At 28.0% G+C, this 17765-nt stretch carries 14 protein-coding genes; 13 read left to right on the forward strand and 1 reads right to left on the reverse strand.

Annotated features, from left to right (window positions below; translation table 11 throughout):
• Positions 1-60: 60 nt before the first annotated feature.
• The 12 genes from L8W68_RS01405 (at position 61) to L8W68_RS01460 (ending at position 14960) form a co-directional block, all read left to right on the forward strand.
• The gene (locus tag L8W68_RS01405) at positions 61-1791 is read left to right on the forward strand and encodes a hypothetical protein (RefSeq protein ID WP_412175550.1); all 1731 of its coding nucleotides are present in this window, start codon (positions 61-63) and stop codon (positions 1789-1791) included.
• Positions 1788-2447 carry a cytidylyltransferase domain-containing protein gene (locus tag L8W68_RS01410; protein WP_263674737.1) on the forward strand — a complete coding sequence of 220 codons (660 nt, stop codon included), beginning with the start codon at positions 1788-1790 and terminating at the stop codon, positions 2445-2447. The genes L8W68_RS01405 and L8W68_RS01410 overlap by 4 nt, the downstream gene beginning before the upstream one ends.
• Positions 2447-4075, forward strand: a complete 1629-nt coding sequence (locus L8W68_RS01415; protein ID WP_263674738.1) for an aldolase catalytic domain-containing protein — start codon at positions 2447-2449, stop codon at positions 4073-4075. The genes L8W68_RS01410 and L8W68_RS01415 overlap by 1 nt, the downstream gene beginning before the upstream one ends.
• Entirely contained in the window at positions 4059-4682 is a 624-nt protein-coding gene (locus L8W68_RS01420) for an HAD family hydrolase (RefSeq protein ID WP_263674739.1), read from the forward strand. Before L8W68_RS01415 ends, L8W68_RS01420 begins: the two co-directional genes overlap by 17 nt.
• A 106-nt stretch (positions 4683-4788) precedes the next feature.
• Positions 4789-5706 (forward strand): class I SAM-dependent methyltransferase, encoded by a 918-nt coding sequence (locus L8W68_RS01425; RefSeq protein ID WP_263674740.1) that lies wholly within the window; start codon positions 4789-4791, stop codon positions 5704-5706.
• 34 nt (positions 5707-5740) lie between these two features.
• A complete protein-coding gene (gene cysD / locus L8W68_RS01430) occupies positions 5741-6643 on the forward strand; it encodes a sulfate adenylyltransferase subunit CysD (protein ID WP_412175549.1) in 903 nt (300 codons plus the stop codon).
• Positions 6643-8067: a sulfate adenylyltransferase subunit CysN gene (gene cysN, locus L8W68_RS01435; RefSeq protein WP_263674741.1), complete on the forward strand. Its 1425-nt coding sequence runs from the start codon at positions 6643-6645 to the stop codon at positions 8065-8067. Before cysD ends, cysN begins: the two co-directional genes overlap by 1 nt.
• Entirely contained in the window at positions 8064-9779 is a 1716-nt protein-coding gene (locus L8W68_RS01440) for an SLC13 family permease (protein WP_263674742.1), read from the forward strand. Before cysN ends, L8W68_RS01440 begins: the two co-directional genes overlap by 4 nt.
• 8 nt (positions 9780-9787) lie before the next feature.
• Complete coding sequence (gene cysC, locus L8W68_RS01445; RefSeq protein ID WP_263674743.1) at positions 9788-10369, forward strand: adenylyl-sulfate kinase; 582 nt, start codon at positions 9788-9790, stop codon at positions 10367-10369.
• Positions 10369-11748 (forward strand): sulfotransferase family 2 domain-containing protein, encoded by a 1380-nt coding sequence (locus L8W68_RS01450; protein ID WP_263674744.1) that lies wholly within the window; start codon positions 10369-10371, stop codon positions 11746-11748. Before cysC ends, L8W68_RS01450 begins: the two co-directional genes overlap by 1 nt.
• A 9-nt stretch (positions 11749-11757) precedes the next feature.
• Positions 11758-13785 (forward strand): capsular polysaccharide biosynthesis protein, encoded by a 2028-nt coding sequence (locus L8W68_RS01455; RefSeq protein WP_263674745.1) that lies wholly within the window; start codon positions 11758-11760, stop codon positions 13783-13785.
• The gene (locus tag L8W68_RS01460; RefSeq protein WP_263674746.1) at positions 13782-14960 is read left to right on the forward strand and encodes a capsule biosynthesis protein; all 1179 of its coding nucleotides are present in this window, start codon (positions 13782-13784) and stop codon (positions 14958-14960) included. Before L8W68_RS01455 ends, L8W68_RS01460 begins: the two co-directional genes overlap by 4 nt.
• On the opposite strand, the gene L8W68_RS01465 is transcribed toward L8W68_RS01460, so the two are convergent.
• A complete protein-coding gene (locus L8W68_RS01465) occupies positions 14957-16465 on the reverse strand; it encodes a hypothetical protein (protein WP_263674747.1) in 1509 nt (502 codons plus the stop codon). The two genes, L8W68_RS01460 and L8W68_RS01465, sit on opposite strands and share 4 nt — an antisense overlap.
• Before the next feature lie 162 nt (positions 16466-16627).
• Here L8W68_RS01465 and L8W68_RS01470 point away from each other — a divergent pair, with 162 nt between their 5' ends.
• On the forward strand, positions 16628-17758 hold the full coding sequence (locus L8W68_RS01470; protein ID WP_263674748.1) for a DUF829 domain-containing protein: 1131 nt from the start codon (positions 16628-16630) through the stop codon (positions 17756-17758).
• Positions 17759-17765 lie beyond the last annotated feature (7 nt).

Here is a 17765-nt window from a genome sequence, read left to right on the forward strand (position 1 = left end):
TGCTTGTCGGATGATATTCTTAATATTATAGATATGTTAAAAACTAGAAATGTTGAAAAAATGCTTATTTTATGGGATAAAATTTTATCAAGTAATTGTATTCAATTACAACATCCGTTAAATAATAATATCATAACTAGAGCTGTGTTTAACTTAACTTTAGGTTCTGTTAATACTATTTTTATGATTGATTCAGAAAATAAGTATCCATGGGTTTTTACTCAAGCATCAGATTTTATGAATCATATAATAGTTAATGATATAATTTTTACGGTACATGGAAAATGGCCAGTGATAAATTTATTTAGATGGAAACAAGTACCATGTGAGTTTTTAAAATACTCTGAAAAAAAAATAGGACTAACTATGTCTATGGAATTACCACAACATTTTGTTTTTCATATGGGACAATTTTTTTATCTAATGGATCAAAATAATATTATTAAAAATACGCAAATAAATCCAGAAAAGTGTTTTTTTCTTTTTCAAAAATATGTTAAAAACACTCTAAATTTAGACAAGGATAATGTATATTTATATCCAATGGGTATAAGTAATTATGCTACTAGAGAATTTGAAAAAGCTGTATATAGAGAAGCTGTGGAGACGATAGAAGTAGAAGAAGAAAAAAATCAATATGATTTGGTTGTTTGGGTGGGGTTTTCTTCTGGAAATTATCGTAAGTGGATTGAAGTAGAAAAAGGGATAGCAAATTTTATATTAGAGCTTAATAAATATTTCAAAAATATAAAATTGTATTATAATGGCTTAACTGATTATGATAGTATTGTGAATGTAGCTCAACCTCAAAGCTATGGAAGCTATTATGACCGCAATAATGCTATTTTTAAACAGATTTGTTTAGAAATACAAAGAGTTGGTGCTAATTGTACTAGTGTATCATTGGATAATATGGATTATAGGCATAAAATTGCTATTTGCGAAACGGTTGATATATGCATATCAGAAGCTAATACTACAGCTTTAGTGCCGTTTTCTTTTTGTAATAAATTAGGAGTAAATTTGATTCCCCCACAGATTCCCTTATCAAGAAAAGTAGGAACAATTGTTGCTAGTGATGATAAATATATTTTAGCTTCTAGTGATAATAAAGACTATCATGTTTCTTGGCAATATTTATTTAATTTATCTGCAGAGTTGCTAGAAAAACTCAAGGCGGTAAAAATACACCGTTTGGATGTTCCATCTGTCACCTTGTTAAAGCAGCAATATGAAATTTATAAAAAATATCAACTAAATGTTTCACTAGAAAATGTAGCATTGCTTGAAGAAATAAAATCATATAGCAATAATTCAAATGAAAATGCAATCTATAATTTGGAAGAACAAAATAAGACTTTACAGTGCAATATTAAAAAACAGGAAGAGATTTTAAAAAAACAAGCAGATTTGTTGTATTTTTATTCTAAATACGGTACAGCTAAAACAAGAATTCAAAATCAACTCTCTTATAAACTAGGTCAAGCTATGATAGCAAATTCAAAATCTATACTAGGTTATATAAGAATGCCTTTTGTGCTATCTTATATAAAAGATAAACACAAACAGGAACAAAAAATCTACCAAGAAAAAATAAAAAAAGATCTTTCTTTAAAACTACCTCCATTAGAAAACTATCCTGATTATCAAGAAGCCTTAAAACTTAAAAATCATCTTTCTTATAAACTAGGCCAAGCTCTTATACAAGCTAATAAAACTTGGTATAAGGGAGGATATGTTAAATTATGGTTTGAGATAAGAAATATAAAATGTAAAAGTGAGAAAAAATGAAAATAGTTGCATTTATACCTATAAAATTAAACAATGAAAGACTACCAGGTAAAAACACTAAAACCTTTTTCGATGGTACACCATTGGTACATTTTGTTCAAAAAACTTTATTGAAATGTGAATATATTGATGATATATATGTATTTTGCAGTGATGCAAAAATAAAATCGTATTTGCTCGATGGAGTTAAATTTTTACAAAGAGATGCTAGTTTAGACTCATCGGAAACACTCGCTGGAGATTTAATAGCTAGTTTTGTTAAAAGTATAGATGCTGATATTTATATTATGGCTCATGCTACTTCTCCTTTTGTGCTTCTTGATACATATAAACAATGCATTAATGCAGTAGTATCTAAAAAATTTGATTCAGCAATTGCTGCAAAGAAATTTAAAAATTTCATTTGGTTTAAAAATGAACCATTAAATTTTTTATTAGATTCAGTTCAAAAAACTCAAGATATAGAACCTGTATTTTGCGAAATATCTTCTCCATATGTGTTTACAAGGAATGTTTTTGCAAATTATAATAGTCGAAGTGGGAAAAAAGTTTTTGTTTGTGAGTGTAATTTTATTGAATTTATTGATATAGATTATCCTGAAGATTTCGAATTTGCAGATAAAGTATACCAATATTTCATTAAAAAGGATAAATAATGAAGCATTTAAAAATTTTAGATTGTACATTGCGAGATGGAGCTTATATTGTTGATAAAAAATTTGGAAAATCAGTTATACAAGGTATTATTGAAAATCTCATAGACGCTAATATTGATTTAATCGAGATAGGTTTTTTGCAAAATGAAGGTTTTGGAGAAGGAAAAACAGTATTTAAAAAACCGTCTGACGCTTTTGATTTTTTACCTGAAAATACAAAACAATCAAATTTTTCTTTATTGGCTGATTATTCAAGATATGATTTTGATTTATTACCTATAAATGTAAATTGTAAAATCAATGTAATCAGGATATGTTTTTTTAAACATGAGCGTTTCTTAGCAATAGATGCGGTAAGAAAGGTTATTGCCAAGGGTTATAATGTTTATGTGCAACCTGTTGATATTTTGGGTTATTCCGACAGAGAATTATTGGATTTAATAGACGAAGTTAACAAAACAAATAGTGCTTGTTTTTCAATAGTTGATACTTTTGGATCGATGTATATTGAAGATTTAAGAAGATTGTATTATTTTATAAATCATAATTTAAATAAGAATATTCAAATAGGATTTCATTCTCATAATAATTTGCAGCTTTCTAGTGCATTATCTCAAGAGTTTATTAGATTGAGCCAGAATGAAAGAAATGTTACAGTTGATACTAGTTTGAATGGTATGGGAAGAGGAGCTGGCAATACGCCTACAGAGCTTATTGCATTATACGCAAATAAAAAAATGAACTATAGTTATAATATTCATGCTTTACTAGATTGTATTGATGTGTATATTAAACCAATTGCAGCAAAATTTAATTGGGGATATAGTTTGCCATATTTTATTGCTGGTATGTATAGTGCACATACAAATAATATAAACTATTTGCTGGAAAAAAACAATATCCTTTCTAAGGATATTTCATTGATTTTATCGCAATTGGAGATAGATAAAATTAAAAGATATGATTATGATAGACTTGAAGAGCTTTATCTTGAACATGTAGGAAGGGTTGATATTGACGATAGTCACGAATTCAAGAGATTAGCTGAAATTTTCAATAATAAAAATATTTTAGTCCTAGCTCCTGGAAATTCTATAATAAATGAAAAAGATAAAATTTTAAAATATATAAGAGATAAAGATTGTTTGGTTGTAAATATTAACTTTATTGATTCAAGTTTTCAAAATGATTTTTTTTATGTAAGCAATATTAAACGTTTTGAATATTTGAAGTTAAATTCAGCTTTTACTCAAAAACCAAAAATATTTTTGTCAAACATTCAGGCTAACATTCCAAATTCTTTTAGAATAAACATTAATAGAGTTGTTCAAAAAGGATGGAGTAATTTGGATAATTCTATTATCTTATTTTTTAGACTTTTAGATTATTTTAAATTGCAATCTTTGGCTATAGCGGGTTTTGATGGATTTGTATTTGGGCAACAAAATTACTTCAAAGATAAAATGGAAATTCAAAAAAGCAAAGAAGAAATTCATAAAATAAATATTGAGCTAGAAGATATGTTTAATAGTTTTATTAATACAAGGAAAAGTAAATATGAAATTATTATACTTACAAAGACAAATCTCAAATTAAAAAAAGGTAAGATTAATGCTGATACTTTTTGATCTTGATGGAACTTTAATTGATCCTATAGATGGTGTTATTAGAAGTATTGATTATGTTACAAATTACTTAAAACTTCCTAACATTAGTCGAGAAGTCATTAGAACGTTTATAGGACCACCCATTTTTAATTCACTAAAAAATACACTTGAACTCAGTGATAAGGATGCTGCTATCGCGACAGAACTTTTTAGAAATATATATAAGCAAAATTTTCTTTTTAACGCAAATGTTTATGAAGGCATTCCTCTGCTGCTTGAAAAAATTCATAATAGTACAAATAAAATTGCAGTTGCAACTTATAAAAGACAGGAGCACGCAGAGCTTATTTTGAAATATTTTGGTCTCAGTAATTATTTTGATTTTATACAAGGATCTGATGCTGAAGGAAGATGGTGTAAAGCAGATATCATAAAATTATGTTTAGAGTATTTTTCTATGAAAAATGCTCTAATGATAGGTGATACCTTACATGATGAAAAAGCCGCTAAAGATTTAGGTATTGATTTTATTAGTGTTTCTTGGGGATATGGATTCAAAAAAAATGAGGCTATAGTACATAGTGTAGCAGAGCTAATTGATTTTTTATATAATAAAAATATAATATAATGGTTGCTTTTTAAATATTAAAATTAATAAAAACGATATTATTTTAGTTGTATTGAAGATTGCTTTGTTATAATAAATTTTTAAATATTAGTAAGGAGATGGATTTATGAAATGTTATTTATGTGGAAATGAAAATATTTCTAAAAGAAATGGCAAGGTTAGAGATAATAATGAAATTGATATACTTGAATGTGAAGAATGCGGATTAGTTTTTTTGAGTAAATTTTGTACAAATGAAAAATTTTATATAGATAACAAGATGAATGATTTATCTTTTTTTCAACATTCTAAAAGAATAGATTTTCAAAATAATGGAAAGCAAACTCTATTAAATAATTATATTGAAACATTATCTAAAGATAGAGAAGAAGCTATTAAATTCAGGTTGAAATTTGTTAAGGAACAAATTATTGCTAAAAATATATTAGATTTTGGAAGTGGAAGGGCTGAGTTTTTAATTCTAGCTAAGGAGTATGCCAAAACAGTATCTGGAGTGGAAATTGAACAGCAGATTGAAAAAATTTATGAAAATAACAATATTAAATTATATAGAGATTTAGATGATATTAATTTAATAGAAGGAGAGGGTTATGATGTTATAACAGCATTTCACGTTATAGAGCATTTACATGACCCTATCGGTATTTTGAAAAAACTATCTTTTAAATTAAAAGATAGTGGCAAAATAATAATAGAAGTTCCTAATGCAAATGATGCACTTCTTACTATATTTCAAAATAAATCATATCAAAATTTTATATATTGGAGCCCACATTTATATTACTTTAATACACATACCTTATCTATGATTGCAAAAAAAGCTGGATTGCATGTTGATTTTATAAAATGCATACAAAGATATTCCATAAGTAATAATTTATATTGGTTGGCAAATGGACTTCCTGCTGGACAAAAGCATTGGGGAAAATTTATAGATAATCCTATCTTGCAAAATGCCTATGAGCAAACTTTAGCATCATTGGGTGCAACAGATACTTTGATAGCTCAATTTAGTAAAATTTGATATAATTTTCTCTTTTATTTTGAAAGAGAAAATTATGTTCAATATATCTTATTTGGAATATTTAGAATCAGAGTCCATTCATATCATCCGTGAGGTGATAGCTGAGTTTGAAAAACCAGCTATGCTTTATAGTATAGGTAAAGACAGCTCGGTTATGCTACATCTTTTACAAAAAGCATTTTACCCAAGCTTACCTCCACTCCCCTTGGTGCATGTAGATACCACATGGAAATTTAAAGAAATGATAGAATTTAGAGACAAACGTGCTAAAGAGCTTGGCATGGAGCTTATAGTCTATCAAAATCCTAAAATCAAAGAATTAAACCTTTCCCCATTTACACATGGCTCATCCATGCATACAGATATTGCTAAAACACAAGGTTTAAAACAAATGCTTGATTTATATCAGTTTGATGCAGTATTTGGTGGTGCAAGAAGAGATGAAGAAAAATCGCGTGCAAAGGAAAGAATTTATTCTTTTCGTGATGAAAACCACTCATGGGATCCGAAAAATCAACGACCAGAATTATGGGATATTTACAATGGTCGCCATAAAAAAGGTGAATCTATAAGAGTTTTCCCTCTGAGCAATTGGACTGAGCTTGATATATGGCAGTATATTTACAAAGAAAATATTCCTTTACCAAGTCTTTATTTTGCTAAAAAGCGACCGGTTGTGGAGTACATGGGGGCTAAAATTTTAGTTGATGATGAGCGTATGCCAAAAGAACTTGCAAGAAATGCTAAAGAAGAATTAGTTCGTTTTAGAACCCTAGGTTGCTACCCACTAACAGGAGCTATAAACTCAAGTGCTAGCAATGTCTTAGAAATCATCGAAGAGCTTTTGCTTTCTAAAACGAGTGAAAGACAAGGTAGGCTTATAGACACTGATGAAGAAGCGAGTATGGAAAAAAAGAAAAAAGAGGGGTATTTTTAATGAAAACAAATGTAGAAAAATACCTAAAAGAACATGAAAGTAAAGAGCTTTGTAGATTTATCACTTGTGGTAGTGTAGATGATGGCAAATCAACCCTTATAGGTAGAATGCTTTATGATGCAAAAATGCTTTTTGAAGATCAAGTTTTATCTTTAGAAAAAGACAGCAAAAAGCTTGGTAATGCGGGGGAAAAGCTTGATTTTGCGCTTTTAGTAGATGGTCTTGCAAGCGAGCGAGAGCAAGGTATAACCATAGACGTAGCATATAGATTTTTCACAAGTGAAAAAAGAAAATTCATTATAGCAGATACCCCAGGCCATGAACAATACACCAGAAACATGGCAACAGGTGCTAGCACAGCTGATATTGCTATTATACTTATAGATGCTAGAAAAGGGGTTTTAACTCAAACCAAAAGGCATTCTTATATAGCGAGTTTGCTTGGTATAAAACAATTTATTATTACTGTGAATAAAATGGATTTGATTGATTATAATCAAGAAATTTTTAATACAATCTGTAAAAATTATCAAGAAATTTTACCATGCTTAAAAAATCATGAACATATTAAAACCCATTTTGTTCCTATATGTGCATTAGATGGAGACAACATAGCTTCTAAAAGCATTAATATGCCTTGGTATAGTGGAAAAACCTTATCTGAGCTTTTAGATACTTTGCCTATTGTTACTAGTTTAAGTGATGAGTTTATCATGAGTGTGCAATATGTCAATCGCCCACATTTAAATTTTAGAGGTTTTTGTGGAAATATTGCTAGTGGTAGTGTAAATACTAAAGATGAAGTTGTGATTTTACCTTCTTTAAAAACAAGTAAAATAAAACAAATCATCACACCTAACATTAAAAACCTAAATGCACTTGGTAAAAATGAAAAAGTTCAAAGTGCTAAAAATGCTAGCTTTCCAAGTGCTATAACTTTAACTTTAGAAGATGAGATAGATATTTCAAGAGGCGATGTAATAGCTTCTAAAAATCACAAGCTGCAAATTTCAAATTCTTTTAAAGCTATGGTAATATGGATGAGTGAGGTTAAGTTTAATTTAAATGAAAACTATCTTATCAAAATAGCAAATTTAACTGCCAATGTAGTATTTGAAAAAATTGATTTTAAAAAAGACATTAATACTTTCAAAGAATTTCAAAGCGATGAATTAAAACTTAATGATATTGCTAAATGCACCTTAAAGCTTAATAAAAAAACAGCCCTTAAAGCTTATAAGGACAATAAAACTTTAGGAAGTTTTATTATCATAGATAAATACTCTAATGAAACCTTAGCAGCTGGTATGATAGAAGAAATTTTAGCAGGCGAAGAAAAGAGTAGAATTTACACTCAAGCAGAAATTGAACTTAATGCTTACATTAGAAAAAACTATCCTGAATGGGAATGTAAAAAAATATGAAAATTATTGTCGCATTAAGTATTTTAATCTTGCTTATTTTGTTAATTAGCAATAAAATTAAACCTTTTATTTTATTTGGTAGTGTAGCTGTGCTTTATTATCTTTTGGGGTATTTAAATTTAAGTACTTGGCTTAGCTCTTACACGAGTGAATCTTTGATAGTGCTTATTTTGCTTTTGCTAGTTTCACTAGCTATAGAAAAAAGCGTTGTAATAAGTTGGTGTTCTAAATTCATCATAGGTAAAAATTATCATCTATCACTTTTAAAGCTTGGAGTAGTCACAGCTAGTATTTCAGCTTTTTTAAATAATACTGCAGTGGTGGCAAGTTTTATGAGTATTATAAAAAATAACAAATTTCAAGCTCCTTCTAAACTACTCATCCCTCTTTCATATTTTTCCATAGTTGGTGGAACTATGACTTTGATAGGCACTTCAACTAATTTGATAGTTAATTCTTTTGTAGTGCAAAATGGCTTGGAAAGTTTAAAGATTTTTGATTTTTTTGCGGTGGGTTTTTGTATAAGTATTGGTGTGCTTATAGTGCTTTTGATTTTTAGCTTTTTATTGCCTGAGTATAAAGAAAGAGAAAATGTCATCAATGAGTATTTAATCAATGCTAAAGTATTGAAAAATAGCTCATTAGTGGGAAAAACTATACAAGAAAATGGCTTAAGAAATTTAGAGTTTTTGTTTTTACTTGAAATTCAAAGAAAAGATGAGCTTATTACCCCTGTTAGTCACAATGAGCTTATTAAAGAAGGAGATGAGTTAATTTTTAGTGGAGATATTACGCATTTAGAGACTTTGAAAAAAATTAATGGCTTGCAAATTGGCTCACAAGATTTAAAACTAGAAACATTAAATTTAGTAGATGTTGTTATAAATTCTGAGTCAAACTTGATAGGAAAAAGCGTTAAGGAAGCAAACTTTAGAGCTAAATTTGATGCAGGGATTGTAGCCTTAAAAAGAGGCTCAAAAAATATTTCAAAAATTGGCCAAAGTTTATTACAAGCTGGAGATAGGCTTATTTTAAGCATAGGTAAGGATTTTCACTCAAGAGATAATATCAATAAAAACTTTTACATTATCTCAAATATCATGCAAAATAAAAAGTTAAGTAATATCCAAAGTTTTATAGTGATTTTTGCATTTTTAACTATTATCGCTTTATCTGCTTTAGAACTAGTGTCTTTGCTTAAAGCGCTGCTAGTATTTTTAGCTTGCTTGTTTATATTTAAAATCATAAGTTTCGATGAGGTAAAAAGACGCTTTCCTTTGGAAATTTTTATCATAGTAGGATCTTCTTTAGCTATTACTAAAGTTTTAGTTGATAGTGGTTTAGCTAAAGATTTGGCCGAGTTTATTATAGGAACTTTTGGGGTATATGGATTATATGGTAGTTTTGTGGGAATTTATCTTTTAACTTTACTTTTAACTGAAATCATTACTAATAACGCTGCTGCAGCTTTGGCTTTTCCTATCGCTTATAGTACTGCTTTAGCACTTGAAGTTAATCCAACTCCATTTATATTGGCAGTTGCTTATGGGGCAAGTTGTGCTTTTTTAATGCCACATGGTTATCAAACTCACTTGATGGTAGGTTCAATTTGTGGATATAAAACTACTGATTTTATAAAAATAGGCTGGATAGTTTCTTTGACTTATTCAGCTATTGTTTTAACTATAACTCCGGTATTTTTTAGTTTTTAAGGAAAAAAATGAGTAAAAATTTAACTTGGCATGCAAGTAGCATTACAAAAACTCAAAGAGCTAAACTTAAAAATCAAAAACCATGTGTGTTGTGGTTTAGTGGGCTTAGTGGTAGTGGTAAATCTACTTTGGCAAATGCGGTTGAAAAAAAACTTTTTGAGCGAGGTTTTCATACTTATCTTTTAGATGGAGATAATGTACGTCATGGACTTAATAAAGATTTGGGTTTTGATGAGGTTTCAAGAGTAGAAAACATAAGACGTATAGGAGAAGTATGTAAGCTTTTTGTAGATGCTGGTATGATAGTACTTTGCGCTTTTATATCGCCTTTTGAAAAAGATAGAAAGCTTATAAAAGATCTTTTAGATGAGGATGAATATATAGAAATATTTGTTGATACACCTTTGGAAATTTGTGAAAAAAGAGATCCAAAAGGGCTTTATAAAAAAGCAAGAAATGGAGAAATAAAAAATTTCACAGGTATAGATAGTCCTTATGAAAAACCTAAAAACCCGCATATACACATAATAAAAGAAGATCTTAATGAGAATGTGGATATGATTTTAAGATTTTTAGATGGGAAAATATAATGTTTAAAGATTTTCATGATAAGTATAAATGTATTTTTATTCATGTGCCAAAGGTTGCTGGTAGCAGTATAGAAAGAGTGATATATCAAACAGATAGATGGCTTGTTGGACATGTAAAAGCAGGTGATTATGTAAAGCTTGATAGGGATAAATTTGAGAGTTATTTTTCTTTTGGTTTTGTGAGAAATCCTTATGATAGAGTAGTTTCAGCGTATCATTATTTAAAAAATGATAGTCCAGATCCTTGTGATATAGAATGGGGTAAATTGAATATTAGAGATTTAGAATTTGAAGAGTTTGTTTTAAAATTACAAGATGAGGAGTTTAAGCAAAAAATTTTAGCTAAAAACCACTTTTCTTTTCAGTATGAATATTTATGTGATGAGAATATGAATGTCTTAGTAGATTTTATTGGAAGATTTGAACAATTAAATAGTGATTTTAAAAAAATTTTAAATATTCTTAATAGAAAAGACAGCCTTGTCCATGTAAATAAGAGCAAGCACTGTGACTATAAAGATTATTATAATTGTGAAACATATAAAATTATAAGAGAAATCTATAAGAATGATTTTGAGATTTTTGATTATGATTTAGAGGATAAAAAATATTTTAATATTTCTGATAATGCTATCTTAAATATACTGCAAAATAAAATAGAATATAAGAATGATGTGTTAGAAAATTTAAGATCGAAGCATTTATCTCAAATTCAAAATTTAAATCAAAATATAAAACTTAAAGAACAAACCATTCAAGATAATTTATCTCAAATTCAAAATTTAAGTCAAAATATAAAACTTAAAGAACAAACCATTCAAGATAATTTATCTCAAATTCAAAATTTAAATCAAAATATAAAACTTAAAGAACAAACCATTCAAGATAATTTATCTCAAATTCAAAATTTAAATCAAAATATAAAACTTAAAGAACAAACCATTCAAGATAATTTAACTCAAATTCAGTTATTAAATAATCAATTATCCTTTCAAGCTAAATATGGTACAGTTAAAACAAGAATTCAAAATCAACTCTCCAATAAACTAGGTCAAGCTATGATAGTAAATTCAAAATCTTTTCTAGGTTGCTTAATAATGCCTGTAGTATTATTAAGCATAGTAATTTCACACAAACAAAAACAAAAAATCTACCAAGAAAAAATAAAAAAAGATCCTTCTTTAAAACTACCTCCTTTAGAAGATTATCCTGATTATAAAGAAGTCTCAAAACTTAAAAGTTATCTTTCTTATAAACTTGGACAAGCTATTATACAAGCTAATAAAACTTGGTATAAAGGGGGGTATGTTAAGATGTGGTTTGAAATTGGGAAGTTGAAAAGAGAGTATAAGAATAAAAATTTGATAACCTCTCTTTGATTTAAAGATATGAAATTTTATACTACATCTAAAAGATTAAAAGAAGCTGTTAAAATTTTTTTAAAAATAACCCTATATCATGCCTATAAAAACATCACTAAAGAAGATGTTCTTATAGGCTGGGGTAGAAAAAAGTCAGGTTTAAAAGCTATAGAGTTAGCTAAAAAACATAATGCAAAATTTTTGCTTTTAGAAGACGGCTTTTTGCGCTCATTGAATTTAGGAGTAGAGAAAAGCCCAAGTTTTTCTATCGTCAAAGACGATATAGGAATTTATTATGATGCGATCGCGCCATCTAAGCTCGAAAATATTTTAAATACTTATGAGTTTAATTCCAAAGAGTTAGAACAAGCAAAAAAAGCTATAGAGCTTATAAAAAAAGAAAAACTTAGTAAGTATAATAATAATCTTTGTATACCAAAAGGGTTTTTTAGTGGTAGCGAAGAACGTGTATTAATCATCACTCAGGTGGCAAATGATGCTTCATTAAAATTTGGCCTAGCTGATAATTTCTCAACTCAAGATATCATAAATGATGCTATCAAAGAAAATCCAAATGCTAAAGTATATATTAAAATTCATCCTGATGTATTAAGTGGTAAAAAACAAAGCGATTTTAACGCACAAGATTTACCAAGCAAATGTGTAGTTATAAAAGAAAATTATAATCCCATAGAATTGCTAAGTTACTTTAAAAAAGTTTATACTAAGACTTCTGGCATGGGTTTTGAAGCTTTAATGTTGGGATGTGAATGTGTATGTTATGGTATGCCGTTTTATGCAGGTTGGGGTTTAACTCAAGATAGACAAGTGTGCAAAAGAAGGTTAAAAAAAAGAACCCTGGAAGAGGTTTTTTATGCTACTTATATTTTATATAGTGAGTATTTTAATCCTTACTTAAATCAAAAAAGTGATATTTTTGACACTATTCATACTTTAGCAAAGTATAAAAAGATAGAACAAGCTAATTCTAATACTTTATATTTTTTAGGTTTTACTTTGTGGAAGCGTTGGTTTATGAAGCCATTTTTTAAATCCAAGAATAATAAAATCATTTTTTTAAACTCGCTTGATGAGCTTTATAAAGCTAAGTTAAACTCTGAAGATAAAATTTTCATTTGGGGTAAAAAGTATGATAAAACTTTGCTAGCTAAATATTTTAGTAATGAAATTTTCTTAGTAGAAGATGGCTTTTTGCGCTCGGTTTTTTTGGGTTCAGATCTCACACGTCCTTTTTCTTTAATAGTAGATAGTAAAGGTTTGTATGTTGATCCAAGTAAACCAAGTGATTTAGAAGATATTTTACAAAATCATATTTTTGATGAAAGTTTAAAACAAAGAGTTAAAAAACTCATCATCACCATCACACAAAATAAATTTTCAAAGTATAATGGCTTAAAGCATGAAAAGCTAAATTTTAATACAAATAAAAAAATCATTTTAATCCCTGCTCAAGTAGAAGATGATGCTTCTATGATCTTAGGTGGAGCAGGCTTTGATACCTTAAAACTTTTACAAAGTGTAAGAAAAGCTAATGAAAACGCCTTTATAGTTTTTAAACCTCACCCTGATGTTTTAAGTGGTAACCGTAAGGGTTTAAAAGATAAAAACATTATTTTAAAATACTGTGATGAGATTATAGAAAATGTCAGCATAGATAGTGCTATCAATGCGAGTGATGAAGTGCATACTATAACCTCTACAAGCGGTTTTGACGCTCTTTTGCGTGGTAAAAAAGTAGTGGTCTATGGTAAGCCATTTTATGCAGGCTGGGGTTTGACAAGCGATTTACATGAAATTCCAAGACGCACAAGGGTGCTTAGTTTAGAAGAGTTAGTTGCGGGGGTTTTGATCTTTTATCCAAGATATATCCATCCAAAAAGTAAAAATTTATGTGAAGTTGAGCTTGCATTAGATATAATGTTAAAAATGCAAAAAGATTATTTTTCTAAATTTTATTTGCGTTGGTTTATGGATATAAGAATTTATATATTAAGAAAAATAAGAAGATTGATAGAATTTATTTTGATTAGATGAATTTAAGTAAAAAGTTAAAAAAATTTTCTGGTAAAAATGTTTTATTGCTCCAAGGACCTGTGGGAGGATTTTTTCGTAAAATTGCTACAAAAATTCCGCAAGCTAAGGTTTGTAAAGTAAATTTTAATGGCGGAGATTTTTTCTTTTATCCTTTTAAAAGCATTAATTATACTAAAAGTTTAGCCGAGCTTGAAGACTTTTATAAAAAGCTTTTTGAAGAAAAACAAATTCAAGTTATCTTAATGTATAATGATTGTAGAAAAGTGCATGAAATCGCCATTAATGTTGCCAAGCAAATGGGTATTGAAGTATGGATTTTTGAAGAAGGTTATATTAGACCAAATTTTATTACTTTTGAAAAAGATGGAGTGAATGCAAACTCGACTTTACCAAGAGAAAAAGAATTTTATCTAAGTCAGAAAAAATTTGATAAAGATTTTAAATTTAAAACTTTCTCAAGCACTTTTAGAAATATGGCCTTTGCTTCATTTTTATACTGGCTTTTTGCTTTTTTATTTTCTTGGTATTTTAATAATTCTTTACACCATAGAAGTTTAAAATTATTTGATTTTTTACCTTGGCTTTGCTCAGTATATAGAAAAAACAAATACAAAATTACAGAAAAAAGTTTAAATGAAAAAATTCTTTCCCTAAAGCAAAAGTATTTTTTAGCTATTTTGCAAGTGCATAATGACACTCAACTATCTCATCATTATAAAAAAACTACAGAAAAATTTATAGAAGAAGTGATTATCTCTTTTGCTAATCATGCTAAAGCAAAGTCTTATCTAGTTTTTAAACATCATCCTATGGATCGTGGCTATAGGGACTATAATAAACTTATAGAAGATTTGAGCTTAAAATATAATGTCGAGGGCAGAATTTTATATATACATGACTTACACTTACCTACACTTTTAATCAATACAAGAGGTACTATAGTTATAAATAGTACAGTAGGACTTTCTGCTTTATATCACAATAGTCCTTTAAAAGTTATGGGAAAAGCCTTTTATGATGTAGAAGGTTTGACTTATCAAAAAAGTTTGCATACTTTTTGGAAAGAATGCAGGGCATATAAACCCGATGTTGTTTTGCACGCTAAATTTAGAAATTATGTGATATATAAAACCCAAGTTAATGGGAATTTTTTCAAAAATACTAGTTTAGATTAAATTTTCTTTTTATAGTTTTTTGCAATCTTTTTTAGTTTAAAAGGTAAGTTTAAATACCCTATTTTAAAAGGAGTTCTTGAAGCTTGTAAAAGTGCATTACCTAAAAGATAGGGCAAATGTGTTTTGGCTATTTGAGCATGTTTATAGTCTGCATAAGCTTTTAGTGGCGGTAAATTTTTTTGATCTTTTTGATTTTTAAAATGCTCTTTTTTGACTTTTCTTAATTCAAAAGGTATTTTAAAATACCCTAGATAACTTTTGCTATTTTTCATGATAGCTTCTCCAAGCTTATAGCTTAATCTTTCTTTTATCCTTAAACTGGCTCCATAAAGTTTATTGTTTTGGTGGATAAATATCTCATATTCATTTTTTAAGCCTTTGTGATTTAAAAAACGTAAAAGACTATGATTTTGGCTTTGTAAAAATGTTTGCATATCAAGTTTTTTTAGTTCATGGTATTCTAGTGCTAATTCTTTATAAAATGCTATAGGTGGTATCAAAGAATCATGGGTATTTGTAAGATAATTCTTAGATTCAATTTTTTTATCATTATCATTTTCTAAAAGTAAAATTCCTATTAAGTCCGCATAATCAAGCCTTGGTGTTTTTTCATTTGCTATGCTTAAGCCAGAACTTTCCTCACTTTGCTTGATAATTTGCGTATTAACATACAAAAAGGTTTGTTCATCGCAAATTGCTTTTTCATTTTGTATATCTTGAAAAGTATTGATAAGTCCAAAATTTTTTACTAATTTAAAAGATGAATTTTCAATGCTTATAGATGATATAGCATGAGTTGATGAGTTAGTGTGATTCCAAGTGTGTATACCTAAGATTTGATAGTTTTTTAACTCTTTTGGAAAAATGATTTTTTCACTAGCTTTAATCTTTGTAGTTTTTTCACAAAAAAATGAGTTTTTATGCTCTATTTTAGTTAAATCTGAAGGTGTAAAGATATGGTATTTTCTTTTTGAGCAAATGATATTTTCTTTGGATTTTTTAAAGTTATGTAGATTTTTAATGATGTTTTTACCAAGCTCTTGCATGGCTAGTGGCATAGGGTGGAATTTATAGTTTTGATCAAAATCATAAAGATTATTTTTTTGGTAGTAAAGATCTACATCAATTAGATTGAAACCATAATACGCACAATTTTTCCTATGAGCTTCATTGATGGCTTTTGATTTATCATTACAAGCTGGTATGGGGAGTATAAGCACTATGATAATTTTGTTTGCTTTGTAAAGTTCTTCGTAAAAATAATCAATATTTCTAAGTATAATATTTAAACTCATAGGACTTAGATAATCATTGATATTTGATTCGCTAATGAGAAAATCACTTTTATTTATAGTATCTTTATGGCGTATTAACTCATAAAGATTTTGTAAAGAAGTGCTAAGTCCCAAAGCGTAATTATGTAGCGCAATGTCTTTATTTTCAAGACCTATTCTAAGACCATTTTTAACTACACCATTGCTACCACCTAGTAAGATTACATCCATAAGTTCTTTCTTGTTTATAAATTTTTTATTTATTTTATAAAATATTTTTTAATGAATAATTTCAGAGCAAAAACCCCTTATTTTGCCTTTAAATAAGCATTTGACAAAGATAACAACTTTAGCTATATTTTTAAATTCATTTTGAGTTTATTTGGGATTTTAATGGATAAATTGTGTCAAAAAAGAGATGTTTTTTATATAGCTGGTTATGATCCTAGAGGATATAGGCATTATTATGCTATGTTTAAAAAAAATTTAACCGAGCAAAATGTACTTTTAAATTATGATTATACTTTATCAAAAGCTCAGATTAATGCTTATCCTTCTTGGCAAATTCAAACCCCGCATACAAGCACTACTTACACCTTTTTAAGCTGGAATGATATAGTCAAAAAAAACTGGTCAGAAGGTATAAAAGATGCTTTGAGTGATTGTTATAGTTTTTTTAGAATTTATACCATCACAGGACTTTTTTTAAAATTTGGTAAAGAATCCCCACACCAACTTATCACAGGTTATTATCCATTTTTTTATGTACTTTTGAGTTTGTTTTTTACTTTATTTTGTGCTTTTGGAAGTTTGTTGTATTTGCAAAATTTTCATATTGTTTTGGGAATTTTGGTTTTTGTTTTATTGTTAGTATTTTTACCAAAAATGCTTTATAAATTAGGCAAAAAATTAGCTGTTTTTTGGATAGCTAGAATTTGTTCTTTTTGTGCAAACTGGGAGAAAAATTCTCAAGGTGAGCTTGAGTTAAGAATGGATGATTTTGCTAGAGTTATTTTTGAAAAACTAAAAGAAAATGTAAATGATAAAAATTACGAACTCATCTTAAGTGCACATAGTGTAGGAACAGTACTTTGTATAAATGTTTTAGCAAAAGTGCTTAGAAAATGCGAAAAAGAAAATATTTCTTTTAAAAATTTAAAGGTTTTAACTTTAGGTGAGTGTATACCTTTAGTAAGCTATCAAAAAAGATCTTTTGAGTTTAGAAAAGACTTAGAGTATTTAGGAAGTAAAAATTTAATATGGTATGATTTTACTTCTATTATTGATGGGGCTTGTTTTGCACAAGTTGATTTCATACGCACAAGCGGAGTAAAGGCGCAATTTAGTCCAAAATATCTTTCGGCTAAATTTCATACCTTATATAAAAGTAAAGATTATAAAAAAATCAAAAAAGACAAATATAAAGCACATTTTTTATATTTATTTGCCACACAAATTCAAGGAGTATATAATTTTTTTGAATTTATCATAGGTAAAAATAAACTAGAAGAAAAAATCAAGTAGGAGAAAA

Source organism: Campylobacter sp. FU_497, from assembly GCF_025772425.1.
Taxonomy (GTDB): domain Bacteria; phylum Campylobacterota; class Campylobacteria; order Campylobacterales; family Campylobacteraceae; genus Campylobacter_D; species Campylobacter_D lari_C.

Bases quoted from the DNA above. Each gene is read 5' to 3' on its own strand.
- L8W68_RS01405 (WP_412175550.1), top strand. From the start codon at position 61: ATGCTTATTTTATGGGATAAAATTTTATCAAGTAATTGTATTCAATTA.
- L8W68_RS01410 (WP_263674737.1), top strand. From the start codon at position 1,788: ATGAAAATAGTTGCATTTATACCTATAAAATTAAACAATGAAAGACTA.
- L8W68_RS01415 (WP_263674738.1), top strand. From the start codon at position 2,447: ATGAAGCATTTAAAAATTTTAGATTGTACATTGCGAGATGGAGCTTAT.
- L8W68_RS01420 (WP_263674739.1), top strand. From the start codon at position 4,059: ATGCTGATACTTTTTGATCTTGATGGAACTTTAATTGATCCTATAGAT.
- L8W68_RS01425 (WP_263674740.1), top strand. From the start codon at position 4,789: ATGAAATGTTATTTATGTGGAAATGAAAATATTTCTAAAAGAAATGGC.
- cysD (WP_412175549.1), top strand. From the start codon at position 5,741: ATGTTCAATATATCTTATTTGGAATATTTAGAATCAGAGTCCATTCAT.
- cysN (WP_263674741.1), top strand. From the start codon at position 6,643: ATGAAAACAAATGTAGAAAAATACCTAAAAGAACATGAAAGTAAAGAG.
- L8W68_RS01440 (WP_263674742.1), top strand. From the start codon at position 8,064: ATGAAAATTATTGTCGCATTAAGTATTTTAATCTTGCTTATTTTGTTA.
- cysC (WP_263674743.1), top strand. From the start codon at position 9,788: ATGAGTAAAAATTTAACTTGGCATGCAAGTAGCATTACAAAAACTCAA.
- L8W68_RS01450 (WP_263674744.1), top strand. From the start codon at position 10,369: ATGTTTAAAGATTTTCATGATAAGTATAAATGTATTTTTATTCATGTG.
- L8W68_RS01455 (WP_263674745.1), top strand. From the start codon at position 11,758: ATGAAATTTTATACTACATCTAAAAGATTAAAAGAAGCTGTTAAAATT.
- L8W68_RS01460 (WP_263674746.1), top strand. From the start codon at position 13,782: ATGAATTTAAGTAAAAAGTTAAAAAAATTTTCTGGTAAAAATGTTTTA.
- L8W68_RS01465 (WP_263674747.1), bottom strand. From the start codon at position 16,465: ATGGATGTAATCTTACTAGGTGGTAGCAATGGTGTAGTTAAAAATGGT.
- L8W68_RS01470 (WP_263674748.1), top strand. From the start codon at position 16,628: ATGGATAAATTGTGTCAAAAAAGAGATGTTTTTTATATAGCTGGTTAT.